General features: G+C 72.8%; 19 protein-coding genes. 12 read left to right on the forward strand and 7 right to left on the reverse strand.

What is annotated here, in order from left to right; translation table 11 throughout:
* Positions 1 to 16 precede the first annotated feature (16 nt).
* Positions 17 to 688 (reverse strand): phosphatase PAP2 family protein, encoded by a 672-nt coding sequence (locus IF00_RS0132245; protein ID WP_030324221.1) that lies wholly within the window; start codon positions 686 to 688, stop codon positions 17 to 19.
* Between the two features lie 247 nt (positions 689 to 935).
* Between IF00_RS0132245 and IF00_RS0132250 the strand changes: the two genes are divergently transcribed.
* A complete protein-coding gene (locus IF00_RS0132250; protein WP_030324223.1) occupies positions 936 to 1,787 on the forward strand; it encodes a hypothetical protein in 852 nt (283 codons plus the stop codon).
* A gap of 121 nt (positions 1,788 to 1,908) precedes the next feature.
* Here IF00_RS0132250 and disA read toward each other — a convergent pair whose 3' ends face one another.
* Together disA and radA are read right to left on the reverse strand one after the other, a co-directional pair.
* Complete coding sequence (gene disA / locus IF00_RS0132255) at positions 1,909 to 3,033, reverse strand: DNA integrity scanning diadenylate cyclase DisA (protein ID WP_030324225.1); 1,125 nt, start codon at positions 3,031 to 3,033, stop codon at positions 1,909 to 1,911.
* 349 nt (positions 3,034 to 3,382) lie between these two features.
* Positions 3,383 to 4,786, reverse strand: a complete 1,404-nt coding sequence (gene radA, locus IF00_RS0132260; RefSeq protein ID WP_030324227.1) for a DNA repair protein RadA — start codon at positions 4,784 to 4,786, stop codon at positions 3,383 to 3,385.
* A 160-nt stretch (positions 4,787 to 4,946) separates the two neighbouring features.
* Between radA and IF00_RS42915 the strand changes: the two genes are divergently transcribed.
* Positions 4,947 to 6,746 (forward strand): BACON domain-containing protein, encoded by a 1,800-nt coding sequence (locus tag IF00_RS42915; RefSeq protein ID WP_030324228.1) that lies wholly within the window; start codon positions 4,947 to 4,949, stop codon positions 6,744 to 6,746.
* Between the two features lie 61 nt (positions 6,747 to 6,807).
* Here IF00_RS42915 and IF00_RS0132270 read toward each other — a convergent pair whose 3' ends face one another.
* Complete coding sequence (locus IF00_RS0132270) at positions 6,808 to 7,635, reverse strand: DUF3109 family protein (RefSeq protein ID WP_078944929.1); 828 nt, start codon at positions 7,633 to 7,635, stop codon at positions 6,808 to 6,810.
* Between the two features lie 41 nt (positions 7,636 to 7,676).
* Here IF00_RS0132270 and IF00_RS0132275 point away from each other — a divergent pair, with 41 nt between their 5' ends.
* The 4 genes from IF00_RS0132275 to ilvD all read left to right on the forward strand — a co-directional run bounded on the left by IF00_RS0132275 (position 7,677) and on the right by ilvD (position 12,106).
* The gene (locus IF00_RS0132275) at positions 7,677 to 8,609 is read left to right on the forward strand and encodes a Ppx/GppA family phosphatase (RefSeq protein WP_030324231.1); all 933 of its coding nucleotides are present in this window, start codon (positions 7,677 to 7,679) and stop codon (positions 8,607 to 8,609) included.
* Positions 8,610 to 8,684: 75 nt separating this feature from the next.
* Positions 8,685 to 9,521, forward strand: coding sequence for a sugar phosphate isomerase/epimerase family protein (locus IF00_RS0132280; RefSeq protein WP_030324232.1), 837 nt, complete (start codon positions 8,685 to 8,687; stop codon positions 9,519 to 9,521).
* The gene (locus tag IF00_RS0132285) at positions 9,518 to 10,129 is read left to right on the forward strand and encodes a TetR/AcrR family transcriptional regulator (RefSeq protein WP_030324233.1); all 612 of its coding nucleotides are present in this window, start codon (positions 9,518 to 9,520) and stop codon (positions 10,127 to 10,129) included. The genes IF00_RS0132280 and IF00_RS0132285 overlap by 4 nt, the downstream gene beginning before the upstream one ends.
* 123 nt (positions 10,130 to 10,252) lie before the next feature.
* On the forward strand, positions 10,253 to 12,106 hold the full coding sequence (ilvD, locus tag IF00_RS0132290; RefSeq protein WP_030324234.1) for a dihydroxy-acid dehydratase: 1,854 nt from the start codon (positions 10,253 to 10,255) through the stop codon (positions 12,104 to 12,106).
* A gap of 75 nt (positions 12,107 to 12,181) precedes the next feature.
* Here ilvD and IF00_RS0132295 read toward each other — a convergent pair whose 3' ends face one another.
* Complete coding sequence (locus tag IF00_RS0132295) at positions 12,182 to 14,368, reverse strand: protein kinase domain-containing protein (protein WP_030324235.1); 2,187 nt, start codon at positions 14,366 to 14,368, stop codon at positions 12,182 to 12,184.
* A 157-nt stretch (positions 14,369 to 14,525) separates the two neighbouring features.
* Here IF00_RS0132295 and IF00_RS0132300 point away from each other — a divergent pair, with 157 nt between their 5' ends.
* The 5 genes from IF00_RS0132300 to proC all read left to right on the forward strand — a co-directional run bounded on the left by IF00_RS0132300 (position 14,526) and on the right by proC (position 18,022).
* Positions 14,526 to 14,816 carry an SH3 domain-containing protein gene (locus IF00_RS0132300; protein ID WP_051820720.1) on the forward strand — a complete coding sequence of 97 codons (291 nt, stop codon included), beginning with the start codon at positions 14,526 to 14,528 and terminating at the stop codon, positions 14,814 to 14,816.
* Positions 14,817 to 14,851: 35 nt separating this feature from the next.
* A complete protein-coding gene (locus IF00_RS0132305; RefSeq protein ID WP_030324237.1) occupies positions 14,852 to 15,391 on the forward strand; it encodes a membrane protein in 540 nt (179 codons plus the stop codon).
* A 129-nt stretch (positions 15,392 to 15,520) separates the two neighbouring features.
* Positions 15,521 to 16,393 carry an ABC transporter ATP-binding protein gene (locus IF00_RS0132310; protein WP_078944930.1) on the forward strand — a complete coding sequence of 291 codons (873 nt, stop codon included), beginning with the start codon at positions 15,521 to 15,523 and terminating at the stop codon, positions 16,391 to 16,393.
* Complete coding sequence (locus IF00_RS0132315; RefSeq protein ID WP_030324241.1) at positions 16,390 to 17,127, forward strand: ABC transporter permease; 738 nt, start codon at positions 16,390 to 16,392, stop codon at positions 17,125 to 17,127. The genes IF00_RS0132310 and IF00_RS0132315 overlap by 4 nt, the downstream gene beginning before the upstream one ends.
* An 85-nt stretch (positions 17,128 to 17,212) precedes the next feature.
* Positions 17,213 to 18,022 carry a pyrroline-5-carboxylate reductase gene (gene proC, locus IF00_RS0132320; RefSeq protein WP_030324243.1) on the forward strand — a complete coding sequence of 270 codons (810 nt, stop codon included), beginning with the start codon at positions 17,213 to 17,215 and terminating at the stop codon, positions 18,020 to 18,022.
* Between the two features lie 10 nt (positions 18,023 to 18,032).
* Here proC and IF00_RS0132325 read toward each other — a convergent pair whose 3' ends face one another.
* Positions 18,033 to 18,629: a cysteine hydrolase family protein gene (locus IF00_RS0132325; RefSeq protein ID WP_030324245.1), complete on the reverse strand. Its 597-nt coding sequence runs from the start codon at positions 18,627 to 18,629 to the stop codon at positions 18,033 to 18,035.
* Positions 18,630 to 18,713: 84 nt separating this feature from the next.
* Between IF00_RS0132325 and IF00_RS0132330 the strand changes: the two genes are divergently transcribed.
* Positions 18,714 to 19,727 carry a GlxA family transcriptional regulator gene (locus IF00_RS0132330; protein WP_030324246.1) on the forward strand — a complete coding sequence of 338 codons (1,014 nt, stop codon included), beginning with the start codon at positions 18,714 to 18,716 and terminating at the stop codon, positions 19,725 to 19,727.
* Here the strand turns inward: IF00_RS0132330 and trpS are convergent.
* Positions 19,694 to 20,692 (reverse strand): tryptophan--tRNA ligase, encoded by a 999-nt coding sequence (gene trpS, locus IF00_RS0132335; protein ID WP_030324248.1) that lies wholly within the window; start codon positions 20,690 to 20,692, stop codon positions 19,694 to 19,696. The genes IF00_RS0132330 and trpS overlap by 34 nt on opposite strands.
* Positions 20,693 to 21,258: the final 566 nt, after the last annotated feature.

A 21,258-nucleotide genomic window follows, 5' to 3' on the forward strand; every position in this document is an offset into this window, starting at 1 on the left:
CACGTCCCCGACGCGATCAGTACGCGCCGTGGCGGGCGCGCGGGAGGTCCTCGGCGCGCGCGGGGGCGTGAGCCCGGGGCCCGCGCCCCGCGCACCACACCACGGCCGAGCTCCGGCTCGACCGGGCCGTCTCCACCAGAGCGCCCACCGGCCGGACCGCCGCCCGCATGAGGAGGAAGGCGACCAGACCGCCCAGGAGCAGGCCGACGGTCACGTCGTGCGGGTAGTGCACGCCGACGAAGACCCGCGAGAAGGCCATGAGCAGCGCCATCGGCACGGTCAGCCAGACGATCCCGCGCCAGGAGAGGGCGAGCGCGATCGCGGCCGCGCCGGCGATGGCCGAGTGGTTGCTGGGGAAGGACCAGTCGCCGTACGGCGGGCAGGTGATGAGCGAGTCGGGCGCCCCGACGACGGCACGGCACGGACGGTCCTCGTCGACCAGCGACTTCAGCGCCTCGCTCACCACGTACCCGAAGGCCGTGGCGAGGGGGGCGAGCAGCGCGAGCGCCATCGCCCGGCTCGAACCTTCGCGGGAGCGCCACCAGCCGGCCAGGAACAACGCGCCGAACAACAGCAGTCCGGCCTCGGTCCAGACCTCGGCGAGCCACTGGAACCAGTGGGGGGTCGCGTGGGCGAAGTCGGCGACATCGAGATAGAGCCGGTCGGAGAGGTCGAGGAGGGTGTTCATGGTGAAAGACGCTAACCGGAATCCGGAGTCCGCCGCCCCGGGCCAACGGCCAGAACGACCCCCGACGAAAGTGGGGGTGCTCGCGATTCGCTCCGGTTCCCGCCGGTTTCGGGTGGGGCGTGCGAGCTCCGGAGCTCCGTTCCGGGAAAAGTTCCCGGAACCGACGGATGTGATCATCGGCAAAACTTGATGTCTCGGGCGGCGGGTGGGGCGGGAGTTGGGCCGGATCTCTCGTAAGGTTCGGGTCGTGGGATCTTTGCGCAATCCGGTCGGGCCGCTTCCCTCCACCATCTACTGGCGACGGAGGGCGGTGGCGGCGTGCCTGGTGGCGCTTCTCGCACTCCTCGCCGTCTGGGCCGTCACCTCCGGTGACGGGGGCGGGAAGAAGACGAACGACGGGGCCAACGGCGCCTCCCCCACCCCTCCCTCCATCACTCCGGGCCCCTCGGGCACCGGGGAGGCGATCAGCCAACAGCCGGGCGGACGCGACGAGTCGGGCGACTCCGGCGACACCACCGGAGGCAACGGCGGCCCGGGCGGCTCCGGTGCGGATCCGGGAACGGGCACCGACGCCGGCGCGGACGCGGGTACGGCCGCCGGAACCGACGGCGGCGGCAAGAACGGCGACACCGACGGCGCGGGCGGCGACGGAGGCGCGGGCACCGGTGCGGGACAGCAGGTCCCGGCCGATTCCCCGCTTCCCAACTGCTCTGCGGAAGCCCTGCAGTTGACGCTCCGCAGCGCCAAGGTCAGCTACGAGGCGGGAGAGAAGCCCCGCTTCCACCTCGTCGCCAAGAACACCTCGAAGACCGCCTGCAAGGCCGACTTCGGGCCCCGCGCCGCGGTTCTGACGATCAGCGACAAGCAGGACGACGAGGTCTGGTCCTCCGCGGACTGCCCGCGCCCCGGGAACCCGATCCTGCTGCGCGTCCCCGCGGGCGCCACCGTCACCCACACCGTGGAGTGGGACCGCGGACGCAGCGCCCCGCAGTGCGCCACCGCCCCGGCGGGCCAGGCCGCCCCCGGCACCTACCTCGTGGAGGCGACGATGCCGGGTGCGAAGGTTCTCCCTGCCTCGTTCACGCTCGCCAGGGACTGATCGGCCGGAGGCAAGGGCCCCGGCGCCGGGAGCGGTACGTCCAGTACGTGTCGCTCAGCCGTACGCCCTGGGGGTGTCGTGCCGATCAGGCCGGGCTCCGGCGTGATCGACACGACACCCCCTAGACGTAGCGCTCGAGGATCGAGGACTCCGCCAGCCGGGACAGGCCCTCGCGCACGCTGCGGGCGCGGGCCTCGCCGACGCCGTCCACGGTCTGGAGGTCGTCCACACTGGCCGCGAGCAGCTTCTGCAGCCCGCCGAAGTGCTCCACGAGCCGCTCGATGATCGCGCCCGGCAGCCGCGGCACCTTGGCCAGGAGCCGGTAGCCGCGCGGCGAGACGGCCGAGTCGAGGGTCTCGGGCGAGCCGCTGTAGCCCAGCGCCCGCGCCACGACCGGCAGTTCGAGCAGCTCGGTGTGGGTCAGCGCGTCCAGCTCGGTGAGCGCCTCCGCGACCGTCCGCGAGCGCTTGGCCGTCGGCTCCGGCACGTAGTCCCGGATGACCAGCTCGCGCTCCGGCTCCACGCCCGCGATCAACTCGTCCAGCTGGAGCGAGAGGAGCCGCCCGTCCGTGCCCAGCTCGACCACGTACTCGGCGATCTCGGTGGCGATCCTGCGGACCATCTCCAGCCGCTGCGCGACGGCGGTGACGTCCCGGACCGTGACCAGGTCCTCGATCTCCAGCGCTGAGAGCGTGCCGGCCACCTCGTCGAGCCGGAGCTTGTACCGCTCCAGGGTCGCGAGCGCCTGGTTGGCGCGGGACAGGATCGCGGCCGACTCCTCCAGGACCCGGCGCTCACCGTCCACGTACAGCGCGATCAGCCGCATCGACTGGGAGACGGAGACGACCGGGAAGTTGCACTGCTTGGAGACCCGGTCCGCGGTGCGGTGCCGGGTGCCGGTCTCCTCGGTGGGGATGGAGGCGTCCGGAACCAGCTGCACGCCCGCGCGGTGGATCTTGGTGATGTCCTTGTCGAGGACGAGCGCGCCGTCGAGCTTGCACAGCTCACGCAGGCGCGTGGCGGCGAACTCGACGTCCAGCACGAAACCGCCGGTGCACATCGAATCGACCGTCTTGTCGAGGCCGAGCACGATGAGACCGCCCGTGTTGCCGCGGAGGATCCGCTCCAGGCCGTCACGCAGCGCGGTGCCCGGCGCGACGGCGCTCAGGGCGGCGCGCATCAGCGCTTCGTTGCCGGAGCCCGCGCCGGACTTTCCAGGAGCTGCTGCCCCGTCCTTGGCTGCCACTGCACTCCTCCGGCTCGTACGGATGGGCGAGACCAGGGCAAAGTCTAGCGACACCACCCCGCCGCCCTCCGCCCCCGACCGATCACGGTGGTCCGAAAGGGGTCCCCGCCCCGACACGGACCTAACCCTCCGCGTCTTTGCGAAGCGTACGGAGCGAACCGTCGGCGCGGTGTGAACATGCGGCGTCGACCGCTCCGGATCACTCCGGCCGAGGCCTCCCGCGACCGGTCGGCCACCCGCTCACGCCCCCCGCCCCCGGCCCGCGGCCGGCGGCGGGGAGTGCGGGCCTCTCCGCAGCCGGAGTGCGGGCCTCCCCGCAGCGGCGAGGACAAGCCTCCCGCCGCCTCTCCTACTTCTCCGCCCCCTCCGGCGCCTTCGCGCGCCGGCTGCGAGGGAGCACCCGCAGCGCGTCGCCCATGTCCGCGACCTCCGTCACCTTCATGCCGGGCGGCACCTTGCCCGGGTCCGTGGGGACCAGCGCGTGCGTGAAGCCCAGCCGGTGTGCCTCGGCGAGCCGGCGCTGCACGCCGGTCACCCGCCGGACCTCGCCGGCGAGGCCGACCTCGCCGATCGCGACCAGGTTCTTCGGCAGCGGGGTGTCGCTCGCCGCGGAGGCGAGCGCGAGTGCGATCGCCAGGTCGGCGGCGGGCTCGGTGAGCTTCACGCCGCCCACGGTCGCGCTGTAGATGTCCCGCTTGCCCAGCGCGCTGATCCTGCCGCGCTGCTCCAGGACCGCCAGCATCATCGAGACCCGGGAGGTCTCCAGACCGGAGACGGTCCGGCGCGGGGACGGGATCTGGCTGTCCACGGTCAGCGACTGGACCTCGGCGACCAGCGGGCGGCGGCCCTCCAGGGTGACCGTCAGACAGGTGCCCGGCACGGCCACGTCACGCCGGGTCAGGAAGAGCCCGGAGGGGTCGGCCAGACCCGTGATGCCCTCGTCGTGGAGTTCGAAGCAGCCGACCTCGTCGGTCGCCCCGTACCGGTTCTTCACGCCGCGGACCAGCCGCAGGCGCGCGTGCCGGTCGCCCTCGAAGCTCAGCACGACGTCGACCAGGTGCTCCAGGAGCCGGGGGCCGGCGATGGCCCCGTCCTTGGTGACGTGGCCGACGAGGAGCGTGGACATGCCGCGCTCCTTGGAGGCCCGGATGAGTGCGCCGGCGACCTCGCGGACCTGGGCCATGCCGCCGGGAGCGCCGTCGATCTCGGGGGAGGCGACGGTCTGCACCGAGTCCATGATCAGCAGTGAGGGCTTCACGGCGTCGAGGTGTCCGAGGACGGCCGACAGGTCGGTCTCGGCGGCGAGGTACAGGTGGTCGCTGAGGGCGTTGATCCGGTCGGCGCGCAGCCGGACCTGGCTGGCGGACTCCTCGCCGGTGACGTAGAGCGTGCGGTGCTCGTCGCTGGCCGCCTTGGCCGCCACGTCGAGCAGCAGCGTGGACTTGCCGACGCCCGGCTCGCCCGCGAGCAGCACGACGGCGCCCGGCACCAGACCCCCGCCGAGGACCCGGTCCAGCTCGTCGACGCCGGTCGAGCGGGCGGTCGCCTGCCGGCCGTCGATCTGCCCGATGGGGAGCGCGGCGGTGGAGACCCGGCCGGCCGCGGTCGTCCGGACGGCGGGCGCGCCGTACTCCTCGACCGTCCCCCAGGCCTGGCACTCGGGGCAGCGGCCGAGCCACTTGGCCGTCTGCCAGCCGCACTCGGTGCAGCGGTAGGACGGCCGGTCCTTGGTCGTTTTCGTACGGGCAGCCATGTCGCCACCGTAGCCGCCCCCACCGACAGCCGACGCCGCGTTTCCACAGGGCCCCGGAATGTTTGATTCCTGTCCCCTTTCGAGCGATACCTTCACCCGTAAGAATGAGAACAACGCAACCGGTACGAAAAGCGCCCCCTGTGCTGCCTACGGTCGACCGGTGACGAGCAGCAGGCTGGATTCCCCCGCACGCACCACCGGCGCACACCGGGCGCACCGAGCCGCCACGGATGAGGGATCGCGCACGCTCGGCCGGAGGCCCCCCGCCCGTTACGAGGCCGCCCTCGACGGCCTCTTCACGTACTGCCTCTCCGTGCTCTGCGACCACGACACGGCCACCGCCGTCCTCGGCGACGTCCTCGCCGTCGCCGAGCGCCACCACGGCCGCTGCCCCTCGGACGAGGACGGCCGTACGGCCTGGCTGTACGCCCTCGCCCGCTGGGCGTGCCTGCGCAGCCTCGGTGAGCAGCGCCGCCGACGCCAGGGCGCCCACACGGGGCGCCCCGCCGTCACCGCCCCCGAGCCGCCCAGGGTCCCCGAGGAGACCGCCGAGCGGCGCCGCGCCGAACTCGCCCGGCTCGCCTGGCCCGAGGCCGCCGGCACCACACCCGAGCAGCGCGAGGCCCTGGAGCTGGCCGTACGGCACGGACTCAGCCACCGTCAGGTCGCCGCCGTGCTCTCCCTCGACCCGCTCGCCGCCCGCGAGCTCCTCGCCACCGCCGGCTGCGAGGTCGAGCGCACCCGGGCCGCGCTCGCCGTCGTGGAGACCGGCAGCTGCCCCACCGTGGCCCGGCTCACCGGCGACCACCAGGTGCTGCTCTCGGCCGCCCTGCGCGCGGAACTCGTCCGGCACGTCGACGACTGCCCCCGCTGCCGGAAGGCCGCCGAGCGGGTGGGTGCCGCCGGTCCGTGGCCCGGCGCCGGATCGCTGCCGCAGGCCCGCCTGCCCCTCGTCGAGGCGCCCCGGGCCGCCGCGTACATGGCGATGCTGCACGTCCCGCGCGCGCGTGCCGGCGCCCCGCGCTTCTCGCCGACCGGCTTCCCGATGGACCCGAAGGACCATGTGGCCCGCCGCGACCGGCTGCGGGCCCGCGCGGTGACCACCACCGTCGTCGCGGCCGTGGTGGCCGCGCCCGTCCTCGCGCTGTGGACCTCCTACCGGGGTACCCCGGTCGCCGACACGAGCGCCCGCGACGGATCCCGGATCAGCGCGCGCGAGGCGGACGAACCGGACGGCCCCGACGGACGCCCGTACGACCGCTACGAGAACGCGGGCAACGCCCGCACCACTCCCGAGCCCCGCTTCACCCGGGGCAGCCGCGCCCCCGACGTCTCCGTCGAGGTGCTCAGCCCCGGTGGTCCCACCGGCCCCGCAGGCCCCGGTGCACCGGGTGAGCCCGCCGCCGGCTGGATCACGGTCTCCGCGCGCGGCCACGGCGATCTGACGCTGCTCACGCTCACCGCCGCCGGCGGTTCCCCCGTCGACTGGTCGCTGTGGACCGACGCCCCCTGGCTGTACGTGAGCCGGGCCTCCGGCATCCTCCGCCCGGGCGAGACGGTCACGGTCACCGTCCGCGTCGACCACGGCCGTGAACCGCGGGGCGCGTGGAGTGCCCGGATCGGGGTGAACCCCTCCGGCGCGGTGGTCAGGATCGACGGACGCGGACAGACCGCGCCGCCGCCGGTGATCGACCCGGTGACACCCCCGCCGACGACGACCGAGCCCACCACGCCGCCGACGAGCCCGCCCACGACGGAGCCGACCACGCCGCCGCCGACGACGGAGGAACCGCCCCCGACGACCGAGCCGACCGACCCGCCGACGAGCCCGCCGACCACGGAGCCGACCACGCCGCCGCCGACGACGGAGGAACCGCCCCCGACGACGACGGAACCGGGCCCGTCGGAGCCGACCACGCCGCCCCCGACGACGGAGGAACCACCCCCGTCGTCGTCCTGATCACCGGCCGGGCCGTCGGCCACGGAGGCGAGCCGAACGTCAGGGCCGGCCCGGCCCGGCGCTAGCGCTTCGGGTCGGCCGGGTGCGGCGCCACCAGCGGCAGCTGCGAGGAGAGCCGCGCCTCGCACAGCCCGACCAGGACCTCGTACGCCTCCTCGCCCATCATCTCGGTGAGCTCGGGCCGGTACGTGACGTAGACCGGCTCCCCGGCGCCGTGCGCCGACGTCGCCGACGTGCACCACCAGTGCAGGTCGTGACCGCCCGGGCCCCAGCCCCGCCGGTCGTACTCACCGATCGACACCTGGAGGACCTTCGTGTCGTCGGGCCGCTCGATCCAGTCGTACGTGCGCCGCACCGGCAGCTGCCAGCAGACGTCGGGCTTGGTCTCCAGCGGCTCCCTGCCCTCCTTCAGGGCCAGGATGTGCAGCGAGCAGCCCGCACCGCCCGCGAACCCCGGACGGTTCTGGAAGATGCAGGAGCCCTCCCAGCGGCGGGTCTGCCGGTCGCCGTCCTCGTCGAGCTGGGTCCAGCCCGAGTCCGTACCGACGTCGTGGAACTGCCACAGCTCGGGCGTGAGGCGTGCCACGTGCGTGGCCACCCGCTTCTCGTCGTCCTCGTCGGAGAAGTGCGCGCCCAGCGTGCAGCAGCCGTCGTCGGCCCGGCCCGCCTGGATCCCCTGGCAGCCGCTGCCGAAGACGCAGGACCAGCGCGAGGTCAGCCAGGTCAGGTCGCAGCGGAAGATCTGCTCCTCGTCGGCCGGGTCGGGAAACTCGACCCACGCCCGCGCGAAGTCGAGGCCCTTCTCGTCCGGCTCCACGCTCTTGCCCTGCTTCCTGGCGCTTTTGACCGCACTGTCTTTGCCCGGTTTCGCCTTTTTCGTCTTTGGCACAAGTCCAAGCGTATGCGGGTCGGCGCAGTAGCGTTCCGCCCATGAGACTCGGAGTCCTCGACGTCGGTTCGAACACGGTGCACTTCCTGGTGGTGGACGCCCACCCCGGCGCCCGGCCGCTGCCCGCCCATTCCCACAAGGCGGAGCTCCGGCTCGCCGAACTTCTCGACGAACGGGGCGCGATCGCGCCCTTCGGCGTCGAGCGGCTCATCGCGACCGTCCGGGACGCACTGCTCGCCGCCGAGGACAAGGGCTGCGAGGAGGTGCTCCCGTTCGCGACCTCCGCGGTCCGCGAGGCGACCAACGCGGACGCCGTCCTCGCGCGCGTGAAGGACGAGACGGGCGTCGACCTCCAGGTCCTCACCGGCGGGGAGGAGGCCCGGCTCACGTTCCTCGCAGCCCGCCGCTGGTTCGGCTGGTCCGCGGGCAAACTGCTCCTCCTCGACATCGGGGGAGGCTCCCTCGAAGTCGCGTACGGCATCGACGAGGACCCCGACACGGCGGTCTCCCTGCCGCTCGGCGCGGGCCGGCTGACCGCCGGCTGGCTGCCGGGCGACCCGGCCGACTCCGCCGACGTGAAGGCGCTCCGCCGCCATGTGCGCGCGCAGATCGCCCGTACGGTCGGCGAGTTCAGCCGCTCCGGCCGGCCCGACCACGTCGTGGCCACCTCCAAGACCTTCAAGCAGCTGGCGAGGATCGCCGGCGCCCCCGGCTCGGGGGAGGGGCTCTACGTCGAGCGGATCCTGACCCGCACGTCCCTGGAGGAGTGGGTCCCGCGCCTCGCCGGCATGACCGTTCCCGAGCGCGCGGCGCTGCCGGGCGTCTCGGAGGGCCGCGCCGGACAGCTCCTCGCGGGCGCGATGGTGGCGGAGGGCGCGATGGACCTCCTCGGCGTGGAGGAGCTGGAGATCTGCCCCTGGGCGCTGCGCGAGGGCGTGATCCTGCGTCGCCTGGACCACCTGCCGGAGGCGTAGGACGAACGGTCACGCCCGGCCGGGCGTGACCGGAACCACCCCCCGGCCCCCCGACGGGCCCCGTACCCTGTCCCCGTGGCAGAACCAGTGGTGCGCATCCCGGATGCGAAGGTCGCCCTGTCGACGGCCTCGGTCTATCCGGAGTCGACGGCGACGGCCTTCGAGATCGCCGCGCGCCTCGGCTACGACGGTGTCGAGGTCATGGTGTGGACCGATCCGGTCAGCCAGGACGTCGAGGCACTGCGCCGGCTCTCCGACTACCACCAGGTCCCGATCCTGGCCGTGCACGCCCCCTGCCTCCTCATCACCCAGCGCGTCTGGTCCACCGACCCGTGGGTCAAGCTCCAGCGCGCGCAGGCCGCGGCCGAGCGCCTCGGCGCGTCGACGGTCGTCGTGCACCCGCCGTTCCGCTGGCAGCGCCAGTACGCCAAGGACTTCGTCACCGGCATCTGGCGGATGGCGGACGAGACCGACGTGCGGTTCGCCGTCGAGAACATGTACCCGTGGCGGTACAAGGACCGCGAGATGCTCGCGTACGCCCCCGAGTGGGACGTCACCAAGGACGATTACCGGCACTTCACCGTCGACCTCTCGCACACCGCGACCGCCCGCACCGACGCCCTCGCGATGATCGACCGCATGGGCGACCGGCTCGGCCACGTCCACCTCGCCGACGGCAAGGGCTCCGCCAAGGACGAGCACCTGGTCCCGGGGCGCGGCACGCAGCCCTGCGCCGAGCTCCTGGAGCGCCTCGCGCGCACCGGGTTCGACGGCCACGTCGTCATCGAGGTCAACACCCGCCGCGCGATGTCAGCCGCCGAACGCGAGGCCGACCTCGCCGAGGCCCTGGCCTTCACCCGGCTCCACCTCGCTTCCGCGGCCACCCGCTCGCCCCGAGTCCCGCGCTCGTGACCGAACCCGCCCCCCGCAGGCGCGGCCGCCCGTCCCGCACCGAGGAGGAGAGCGGACCGGGCGCGCGGGAACGGATCCTGGAGGCGGCCCGCGCCCAGTTCGCGGAGCGCGGCTACGACAAGACCTCGGTACGCGGCATCGCCAAGGCGGCCGGCGTCGACGCGGCCCTCGTCCACCACTACTTCGGGACGAAGGACGAGGTCTTCGCGGCGGCGATCGAGGTCTCCTTCGAGCCCGCGGCGGTCGTTCCGGCGATCGTCGGCGGCCCGCGCGAGACCATCGGGGAACGGCTCGCCCGGTTCTTCATCGGCGTCTGGGAGAACCCGGTCAGCCGGGCCCCGCTCCTCGCGATCGTCCGCTCCGCGCTCACCCACGAGGCGGCGGCCAAGGTGCTCAGGACCTTCGTGCTGCGGCGGCTCCTGGAGCGGATCGCGGACGAGCTCGACGTACCGGACCCCAGGTTCCGCGCGGAGCTGGCCGCCTCCCACATGATCGGGATCGCGATCCTGCGGTATGTGATCCAGGTCGAGCCGATGGCCTCGGTGGACCCGGAGGAGATCGTGGCCATGGTGGCCCCGACCCTCCAGCGCTATCTGACCGAGGCCTGAGCCACCGGGCGGCCGCTGACCGAAAGCTGAACAGCCCGTCCGCCATGCGGACGCGCTGTCCAGATCTTGGTCCGTCGGCGTACGCTCGAAAGCAAGCACCCCCATCACGAGGAGCGAGCGACGATGCCCGAGCTGAGGTCCCGCACAGTCACCCACGGCCGCAACATGGCGGGCGCACGCGCCCTTATGCGCGCCTCCGGTGTACCCGGCGCGGACATCGGCCGGAAGCCGATCATCGCGGTCGCCAACTCCTTCACGGAGTTCGTCCCGGGCCACACCCACCTGCAGCCCGTCGGCCGGATCGTCTCCGAGGCCATCACGGCCGCGGGGGCCATCCCGCGCGAGTTCAACACGATCGCCGTCGACGACGGCATCGCCATGGGCCACGGCGGCATGCTCTACTCGCTGCCCTCCCGCGACCTGATCGCGGACAGCGTGGAGTACATGGTCGAGGCGCACTGCGCCGACGCCCTGATCTGCATCTCCAACTGCGACAAGATCACCCCCGGCATGCTGATGGCCGCCCTGCGCCTCAACATCCCGACGGTCTTCGTCTCCGGCGGCCCGATGGAGTCCGGCCGGGCAACCCTCGTCGACGGCACGGTCCGCACGCTCGACCTGGTCGACGCGATCTCCGACGCCGTGAACCCGAAGATCTCGGACGAGGACATCGCCCGCATCGAGGAGAACGCCTGCCCGACCTGCGGCTCCTGTTCCGGCATGTTCACCGCCAACTCGATGAACTGCCTGACCGAGGCCATCGGCCTCTCCCTCCCGGGCAACGGCTCGATGCTCGCCACCCACACCGGCCGCAAGGCGCTGTACGAGAACGCCGCCCGCACGGTCGTCGAGATCACCCGGCGCTACTACGACGAGGACGACGCCTCCGTCCTGCCGCGCTCGATCGCGACCCGCGCGGCCTTCGAGAACGCCATGGCCCTCGACATCGCCATGGGCGGCTCGACGAACACGATCCTCCACCTGCTCGCCGCCGCCCAGGAGGCCGAGCTCGACTACGGCCTGCCGGACATGGACGAGGTCTCGCGCCGGGTGCCCTGCCTGGCCAAGGTCGCCCCCAACGTCGCCAAGGACCGCACGTACTACATGGAGGACGTGCACCGGGCGGGCGGCATCCCGGCCATCCTCGGCGAGCTCTACCGCGCCGGCCTGCTCAACGAGGACGTCCACTCCGTCCACTCCCGCTCCATCAAGGAGTGGCTGGACGCCTGGGACGTGCGCGGCGGCTCCCCGACCGACGAGTCCGTCGAGATGTGGCACGCGGCCCCCGGCTGCGTCCGCTCGGCGACCGCCTTCTCGCAGTCCGAGCGCTGGGAGGCGCTCGACGTGGACGCGGCCGGCGGCTGCATCCGCGACGCGGCCCACGCGTACTCCAAGGACGGCGGTCTCGCCGTCCTGCACGGCAACCTCGCCGCCGACGGCTGCGTCGTGAAGACGGCCGGTGTCGACGAGTCGATCTGGACCTTCGAGGGCCCGGCCGTGGTCTGCGAATCGCAGGACGAGGCGGTCGAGAAGATCCTGAACAAGCAGGTCACGGACGGCGACGTGGTCGTCATCCGCTACGAGGGCCCGCGCGGCGGCCCCGGCATGCAGGAGATGCTCTACCCGACCTCCTTCCTCAAGGGCCGGGGCCTGGGCAAGACCTGCGCGCTGGTCACCGACGGACGCTTCTCGGGCGGCACGTCCGGCCTGTCGATCGGCCACGCGTCGCCGGAGGCGGCCTCGGGCGGCACGATCGCCCTCGTCGAGGACGGCGACCGGATCCGCATCGACATCCCGAACCGCTCCATCGAGCTCCTCGTCGACGAGGACACCCTGGCCGCCCGCCGCGAGGCGCTGAACGGCGTGTACGAGCCGAAGAACCGGCAGCGCAAGGTGTCGGCAGCCCTGCGCGCGTACGCGGCGATGGCGACGAGCGCCGACAAGGGCGCGGTCCGGGACGTGTCGAAGCTGGGCTGAGTCCGGCGCGCAGGACCTGAGACGGCGGGGAGCGGGCGGCGACGCCCGCTCCCCGCCGTCTTCCTCAGGTGCGGTTCACCAGGAGGCGGGATCGCGTGCGTCCACGGCGAACACCGATCCGTCCGGGGCCGTGCCGAACACCCGGTCACCGGCGACCACCGGGGGCGGCACCAGCGGCGCGTACTCCAGCCGGCCGTTGAGCAGCCGCGGCCGGGTCTGGCCGATCAGCGCCCCGCGCACGGTGTCGACGGCGAGCAGCCGCCCGTCCTGGACGGAGAAGTAGAGCCGGTCGCCGGGGCCCGTGACCGGCGTGGACACGTTTCCCGCGCCCGTCTCCAGCTCCCACAGCACCCGCCCCTTGGGCGCCGCGGTGTCGAAGGCGGTGAGGTGCCCGTCGGCTTCGAGGATGTGGACGACCGCGCCGCGCACGGCGACGCCCCGGACGTCGAGCCGGTGGGGCAGGGGCAGCTCGCGCACGGAGCCGCGGCCGGGATCGAGCACGACCAGGCGGTCGAAGAGGGAGGCCTGGTAGCGGGAGGCGAGGAGCAGCGCGCCGTCGCCGGTACGGCCCAGCGGGTCGAGGTCGCCCGGCATGTTCCGCTGCCAGGCCTGCTCGCCCGTCCGGGGACGGATCTCGGCCACGCGCGTGTGCGTCCCGTCGGCCGAGGTCTCGGAGACGGTGAGGAGGCCGGACGGGGCGTCGTACGGTCCCGGGCGCGGGGCCTGGAAGCCGTCCAGCCCGTGCCGCCAGAGTTCCTTCCCGTCCTGGCTGCCGACGGCTCGTACCCCGCCCCGCCCGTCGGTCAGGACGACGGCGGAACCGGCCGGCACGTACAGCTCGGGGGGCTTCACCGGTCCGGCGGCCCAGCCGGGGGCGCCGTCGGCGGCCGCGTACGCCCGCAGCGGGTCCGCCGGGGCGGCCGCGCCGACCAGGCCGTCCGCGAGGAGGAAGGGCGCGACCGGTGACTCCGCCTCGACGGGCCCCGTGAGCGACCAGACGACCTTCCCCGTGACGGGGTCGAGCCGGGCGAGGCCCACGCCGCGGGCCGCGCAGTACAGCGCGCCGCCGCCGTGGGTGCACGCGGGCGCGGCGGTGGGGCCGTGCATCTGGAGGGTGGTGTGCCAGCCGGTGAAGGCGGTGGCCACCTCGTCGGGGCGGGCGGGGGGCTCGGATCCGCCGCCGGCCGGGGGGCTCATGGCGGCGTACAGACCGGCTCCGGTGAGCGCGAGCGCGGCGGCGACGGCGAGCGTGAGGCGCGGCCTGAGACGCACCCGGCCGAGGCGCGGGCCGCGGCGGGGCGGCGCCGGCGCGGGGGCTCGTACGGGAGTGTCCGCGTCCCACGCGGGCGTGGGGCCGGGCTCGCCGTGGGCCCGCTCCTCGCCGTGCGGCAGCGCGGGCCGGCGCCGCTGCGCCGGTATGAAGGCCTCCGCCGCGTACGAGGGCGGCAGCAGCGCCGACATGATCTGGGCGGGAGTCGGGCGCTCGCCGGGCTCCTTGGCGAGGCAGCGCGCGACGAGCGGCGCCAGCTCCGCCGGCACCCCCGTCAGATCGGGCTCGTCGTGGACGACCTGGTACGCCACGATGTACGGGCTGTCGGAGTCGAACGGGCCGTGCCCGGTGGCCGCGTGGACGAGGACCGAGCCGAGCGCGAAGACGTCCGCGGCGGGCCCGACCTCGCGCGGCCGCTGGAACTGCTCGGGCGCCATGAACGGCGGCGAGCCGATGAGCTTGCCCGTCTCGGTGTGCAGATCGCTGTCGACGGGCCGCGAGATGCCGAAGTCGATGACCTTGGGGCCGGTGTCGGTGAGCAGGACGTTGCTGGGCTTGAGGTCGCGGTGGACGACACCGGCGCGGTGGATGTCGCGCAGGGCCTCGGCGAGGCCGGCGGTGAGCCGGCGCAGTTCGGCCGGGGCCAGCGGGCCGTTCCGCTTCACCTGGTCGGCGAGGGTGGGCCCGGGGACGTAGAGGGTGGCCATCCAGGGGCGTACGGCATCGGGGTCGGCGTCGACGACCGGCGCCGTGAAGGCCCCGCTGACCCGGCGGGCGGCCGCGACCTCCTGGCGGAAACGCGCCCTGAACTCGGGGTCCTCCGCATACCGTGCGTGTACGACCTTGACCGCGAGCCGCAGCCCCGAGGCGGAGGCCGCGAGGTGCACGACCCCCATGCCGCCGGCACCCAGACATGCCTGGAGGCGGTAGTCGCCCGCGTACTCGGGCTGCTCCGCATTCCGGTCGGCACCGGTATTGCGCAACGGCGGCATCGCCCACCCCCGTGTGATTCCCCGTCACTCGCGCGCACCCGCGCGAACCCGACGGAGCCTAGTCCATGGGCCCCCCGAAGTCGGCGGGGCTTGCTAGCCTGCGCGTCGCGGAGAGTGAAACTCGGCGGAGCGCTTTTGCGCCAAGGGGGAGGACACCATGAGCACGGACGAGAACAAGACCACCACGATGGCTACCACGGCCACCCACTACACGGTCGCACCCGGCTACCGGGTCAACGTGCGCTCGGGCCCGAGCACCCAGTACCCGATCGTCCGGGCGCTGCCGCTCGGCGCCACGGTGGCGATCTCCTGCCAGAAGTACGGCGAGTGGATCAGCGGCCCGTACGGCACCACGAAGATCTGGGACAACATCGCGCCGGGCGAGTACATCTCCGACGCGTACGTCCGCACGGGCAGCGACGGGTTCGTCGCACCGCGCTGCGCCTGAGGGCCTCCTTCGTCGCCCCGGGGATAATCGACATCGTGAGCGACGACGAGCAGACCCCCAGCACCACCGGCGGCCCGGCCGGCGGCCCGACCGGCGGGACTCCTGCCGGGCCTCAGCCCGAAGAGATCCGTTTCTTCGGCACGAGCTGGGCCGACCACAGCGGCACCTACACGCTGCGCCGCATCGGCCTGGCCGTCGGCTCGCTGGCCGCGGCCGTCGCGGCCTGCTTCGTGCTGCGCTTCGCGTACCAGGGCCTGGCGATCGCGAACGTCGGCGGCATCGTCAACATGCTGGTCGTCCTCATGTTCGCGGTCTGCAGCGCCATCGCCTTCCGCAAGACCTGGGAGGGCTTCGGCCGCAGGCCCACCGACCCGGCCCGCGAGGAGTCCCTGCGCAGCCTGAAGGCGATCGGCTTCATCGGCTCGCTCCTCGCCTACTGCGCCCGCTGCTTCGTCGAGGCCCCGGGCGAGAAGCTCCGCCGCGCCGAGTACGACACGGCCCGCGCGCAGTACGAGAAGCGCCGCGGCACCCGTACGGGCAACCCGGCCGCCCGCAAGAAGCCCAAGCGCAGGTAACAGGACGGCGCCGGCCCCCGCCCCCGCGAGATCCCTTCTCGCGGGGGCTTCGTCGTTCCCTCCCGAGCCCCCCGACCGAAGCCCGCCGGATGCTTGACGACCGGTACCGCCGGGAGGACTATTCATCGCATGATGAATTACCCGGCGGGTGAGGCCGCCGACCAGGCCACAGCCAGGTCCGACACCGACAGCACCACGCCCGGGTCACCCCCGGCCCACCCGGCCGTCCCACCCGCCGCAGCGATCGCCGCACAGGGACTCACCACCGTCCGAGGCGACCGCACCGTCCTGCGCGGCCTCGACTTCACCGTCCGGGCCGGCCGCATCACCGGCCTCCTCGGCCCCTCGGGCTGCGGAAAAACCACCCTGATGCGCGCGATCGTCGGCACCCAGGCCAAGGTCGACGGCACCCTCCAGGTCCTCGGCCACCCCGCCGGCGACCCCACCCTCCGCTCCCGCATCGGCTACGTCACCCAGGCCCCCTCCGTCTACGACGACCTCACCGTCCGACAGAACCTCGACTACTTCGCCGCCGTCCTGTTCCCCGGCCGCGCCCACCGCCAGGAACGCCGCACCACCGTCGACCGGGCCATCGACGACGTCGACCTCGCCTCGCACGCCGACTCCCTCGCCGGCCGGCTCTCCGGCGGCCAGCGCAGCCGCGTCTCCCTCGCCGTCGCCCTCCTCGGCACCCCGGAACTCCTCGTCCTCGACGAACCCACCGTCGGCCTCGACCCCGTCCTCCGCCGCGACCTGTGGAACCTCTTCCACCAGATCGCCGCCGACCGCGGCACGACCCTCCTCGTCTCCTCCCACGTGATGGACGAGGCCGAACGCTGCCACCGGCTCCTCCTCATGCGCGAGGGCGAGATCCTCGCCGACGACACCCCCGAGGCCCTCCGTCACCGCAACGACACCGCCACCGTCGAAGAAGCCTTCCTCCGCCTCGTCGACGCCGCCGCAGCCCGAGCCGCCCACGCCCCCGAGGAGCCCCGGTCATGAGCCCCGCCCGCACCCTCGCCACCGCCGCCCGCGTCCTGCGTCAGCTGCGCCACGACCCGCGCTCGATCGCCCTGATGCTCCTCGTGCCCTGCGTGATGCTCTTCCTGCTGCGGTTCGTCTTCGACGGAAGCCCGGGCACCTTCGACAACATCGGCGCCTCACTGCTCGGCATCTTCCCGCTCATCACGATGTTCCTGGTGACCTCCATCGCGACCCTCCGCGAACGCACCTCCGGCACCCTCGAACGCCTCCTCGCCATGCCCCTCGGCAAGGCCGACCTCATCGCCGGCTACGCCCTCGCCTTCGGACTCCTCGCCGTCGTCCAGTCCGCCCTCGCCACCGGCCTCGCCGTCTGGTTCCTCGGCCTCGACGTCATCGGCTCCCCCTGGCTCCTCCTCCTGGTCGCCCTCCTCGACTCCCTCCTCGGCACCGCCCTCGGCCTCTTCGTCTCCGCCTTCGCCGCCTCCGAGTTCCAGGCCGTCCAGTTCATGCCGGCCGTGATCTTCCCCCAGCTGCTCCTCTGCGGACTCTTCACCCCACGCGACCGCATGGCCCCCGCCCTCGAAGCGATCTCCGACGTCCTGCCCATGTCGTACGCCGTCGACGGCATGAACCAGGTCCTCCGGCACCCCGACGTCACCGGCGACTTCGTCCGCGACGCCCTCGTCGTCGCGGGCTGCGCACTCCTCGTCCTCGGCCTCGGCGCGGCCACCCTCCGCCGCCGCACCGCGTGACCGCCCCTCGGACACCCGCACACCACCCGGCCCGCCGGTGCGAGGATGACGACACGTACCCCCCTCCGGCGAGGTGAACAGAGCCATGACCCAGACCGTCGCAGTCCTCGGCACCGGCAAGATCGGTGAAGCGCTCCTCAGCGGCATGATCCGCGCCGGCTGGCGCCCCGCGAACCTCCTGGTCACCGCCCGCCGCTCCGAACGCGCCGAGGAGCTCCGCGCCCGCTACGGCGTCGAGACCGTCACCAACGCCGAGGCCGCCAAGCGCGCCGATACCCTCATCCTGGCCGTCAAGCCCCAGGACATGGGCCGACTCCTCGACGAGCTGGCCCCCCACGTCGCCGCCGACCGCCTGGTCATCAGCGCCGCCGCCGGTATCCCCACCTCGTTCATCGAGGACCGTCTCACCACCGGCACCCCCGTCGTCCGCGTCATGCCCAACACCCCCGTCCTGGTCGACGAGGGCATGTCCGTCATCTCGGCCGGCAGCCACGCCACCCCCGCGCACCTCGCCCACACCGAGGAGATCTTCGGCGGAGTCGGCAAGACCCTCCGCGTCCCCGAGTCCCAGCAGGACGCGGCCACCGCCCTCTCCGGCTCCGGACCGGCGTACTTCTACTTCCTCGTCGAGGCCATGACCGACGCCGGCATCCTCCTCGGCCTGCCCCGTGCCCAGGCCCACGACCTGATCGTCCAGGCCGCCATCGGCGCCGCCGTGATGCTCCGCGACAGCGGCGAACACCCCGTCAAGCTCCGCGAGGCAGTCACCTCCCCGGCCGGCACCACCATCAGCGCCATCCGCGAGCTCGAGAACCACGGCGTCCGCGCCGCCCTCATCGCCGCCCTCGAAGCCGCCCGCGACCGCAGCCGCGAACTCGCCTCCGGCACCAGCTGACGCCCGGGGGTCACCGGACCCCGACGGACGCCCCCTTCACGACGTCCTCCGTCGTCACGACCTTCGCGAACCGCCCCCCGTGCAGGGACACGGCCGTCGCCTGCGACAGCTCATCCGCGCTCCTCGACCAGCCGAACGGCCCCTCCAGATCGAACGTGTGCATCGCGTCCAGCGGGAACACCACCTCGTACCCGAGGTTCCCGCCCATCCGCGCCGTGGTCTCGTTGCACATGTTCGTCTGGATCCCGACGATCACGATCTGCCCGATCTCCCGCCCGGACAGCCACCCGTCCAGCGACGGCTCCCCGTAGAAGGCGGAATTCACGCTCTTCGTCACCAGCAGCTCAGGACCATTGCCCTTCCCGCGCCGCTCCTCGACGAAGTCCTTGAACGCGTTCCCCTCGTACCCCACCCGCAGCGGTGAACGCGACCCCTCCACCGAGTCGTGCCGCACGAACACGACCGGCCGCCCCGTCTCCTGCCACAGGTCGATCAGAGCCGCGATGTTCTCCTCGGCGGCCGGGTTGTTCCGCTTCCCCCAGAACTCCTCCTCGAAGCCCTTCTGTACGTCGATGACAACCAGCGCCGCGTTCTCCGTGATCTCCATGTCCACGATCCTGCCGCCGGCCGAGGCTCTCTCCCAGAGGGGCGAATGACAGCGATCGATGGTTTACTGCCAATCGTGCCGTCCATGCCGCAGACCCCCGCACCCCGCCCCCAGCGCATCGCCCTCCTCTCCTTCCCGGGCATCCGCGCCTTCGACATCTCCGTCATCACCGAGGTCTGGGGCAGCGACCGCACCCTCCGCGGCGTCCCACCCTTCGAACTTCGCAGGGCGGCCGCCGACCCGGACACCCCCATCCCCCTGCGCGGCGGTCTCTCCCTCACCCCCGACCGCCCGCTCACCTGGCTCGACGAGCTCACCCCCACCGACCTGGTCCTCGTCCCCGGCATCGAGGACCCCGACGCCGACGTCCCGGACCCCGTGCTCGACGCCCTCCGCCGCGCCCACACCGCGGGCACCCCGGTCGCCTCGCTCTGCGCCGGCGCGTTCGTCCTCGCCCGCGCCGGGCTCCTCGACGGCCGCCGCGCCGTCACCCACTGGCACCTGGCCACGACCCTCGCCGACCGCCACCCGGCGATCCAGGTCGAACCCGACGCCCTCTTCGTCGAGGACACCGGCGTCTGGACCTCCGCAGGCACCGCAGCCGGTATCGACCTCTGCCTCCACCTCGTCCGCACCGCCCACGGAGCCGAAGCCGCCGCCGCCATCGCCCGCGCGATGGTCACCGCCCCCTTCCGCACCGGCACCCAGGCCCAGTTCATCGAGCACCCCACCCCCCGAGCCGACCGCGACGCCGACGCCCTCGCCGACATCCGCGCCCACGCCCTCGCCCACCTCGACGAGCCCCACACCATCGCGACCCTGGCCGCCCGCGCCGGCATGTCGCCCCGCTCCTTCGCCCGCCACTTCCAGGCCACCACCGGAACCACCCCCCTGCACTGGCTCATCGCCCAGCGCGTCGCCGCCGCCCAGAAACTCCTCGAACTCACCGACCACCCCCTCCCCGAGGTGGCCCGCCGCGCGGGCTTCGGCAGCGAGGTCACGATGCGCCAGCACTTCGCCTCGCACCTCGCCACCAGCCCACGCGACTACCGCAACGCGTTCCGTCACCCGGCGGGCAGCAGCCCGATCGCCCGATAGGCCCGGTCCACCAAGGGCCGCGCCGTCTCCCGGGCCCGCAGGGCCCCGTCCCGTAGCACCTGATCCACATAACCGGGGTCCGCCGCGAGCTCGGCATGCCGCTCCCGCACGGGCCTCAGCAGCTCGACGACCGCGTCCGCCGTGTCCTTCTTCAACGATCCGTACGTTTCATATACACCGGCCAGAGCCTCGGGGTTCCCACCCGTCGCGGCGGCCATCAGATCGAGGAGATTCGCGACGCCCGGCCTGCCCTCCCGGTCGTACTCCACGTCCCGCCCGCTGTCGGTCACGGCCCGCATGACCTTCCGCCGCACGGTCTCCGCGTCGTCGAGCAGATAGACGATCCCGGATCCGTTCGCGTGCGACTTCCCCATCTTCGACGTGGGGTCCTGAAGGTCCATGACCCGCGCCGCCACCTCGGGCCGCGTCGCCCGCGGCACGGTGAACGTGTGTCCGTACCGCTGGTTGAACCGCACGGCCAGATCCCGGGTGAGCTCCACGTGCTGCGTCTGGTCCTCACCCACCGGCACCTCGTCGGTCCCGTAGGCCAGGATGTCCGCCGCCATCAGCACCGGATACGTCAGCAGCGACAGCCGCACGCTCTGGCCCGCGGCCCGCGCCTGGACGCTCTTCTCCTTGTACTGGATCATCCGCCGCAGCTCGCCGTCCGTGGCGGTGCACTCGAGCAGGTACGACAGCCGCGCGTGCTCGTCCACATGACTCTGTACGAACAAGGTGCACCGCTTCGGATCGAGCCCCGCCGCCAGCAGCAGCGTGGCCGCCTGCCGACTGAGCCGCCGCACCCGCGCCGGATCGTGCTCCACGGTCAGCGCGTGCAGATCGACGACGCTGAACAGCGCCTCCGCCCGGTACTGATCGACCTCGACCCACCGTCGTACGGCCCCGAGGTAGTTGCCCAGCGTCAGATGCCCGGTCGGCTTGACCCCGCTGAAGATCCTCGTCATCGCGTTCGTTCTCCCTCTTCTCCTGAGCGCCGACCCGACGGCCGGCACCCGGAGGGGGATACGCGAACGGCCGCCGAGTCGGCGGCCGCTTGCTGCATGCGCGAGTGGTGGGCCGCCGTCAGGCGGCCCACCACTGGGTGGTGTGCGCACGCGTAGTCATGGGCAGAGACTACGCCCGGAGACCGGGGTTGACACGGGATTGACGGATCCGTAAGGTTCTCCGAGTTGTCCGACGTGAGCACCGACCCCGGTCGGCCCCGGACAACCATTCCGCAAGATCCACAGAGCCTGATGGTGCTTTGCCGTGCCGTCCTGCTTTCCGTGTGTTTTTGCGAAATGAGGAATCCGCGTTCGAAACCCGAGCGCAGCCGCCGATTAGCGTCGGAGGCAGGGAATCCGCTAAAGTTTCACTCGTCGGAACGGCCCAACAGCCGGAAAGACAAACCCCACTGACTGGGAATCAGACACCGAAAGGATCTGGTAGAGTCGGAAACGCAGGAAGGGCCCGGAGCGAAAGCGAATGGGACCGGAAAGCGCCGAGGAAATCGGGTCGGAAAGATCTGATA

Source organism: Streptomyces flavochromogenes (assembly GCF_000717595.1).
In the GTDB taxonomy this organism is placed as follows: Bacteria; Actinomycetota; Actinomycetes; order Streptomycetales; family Streptomycetaceae; genus Streptomyces; species Streptomyces flavochromogenes.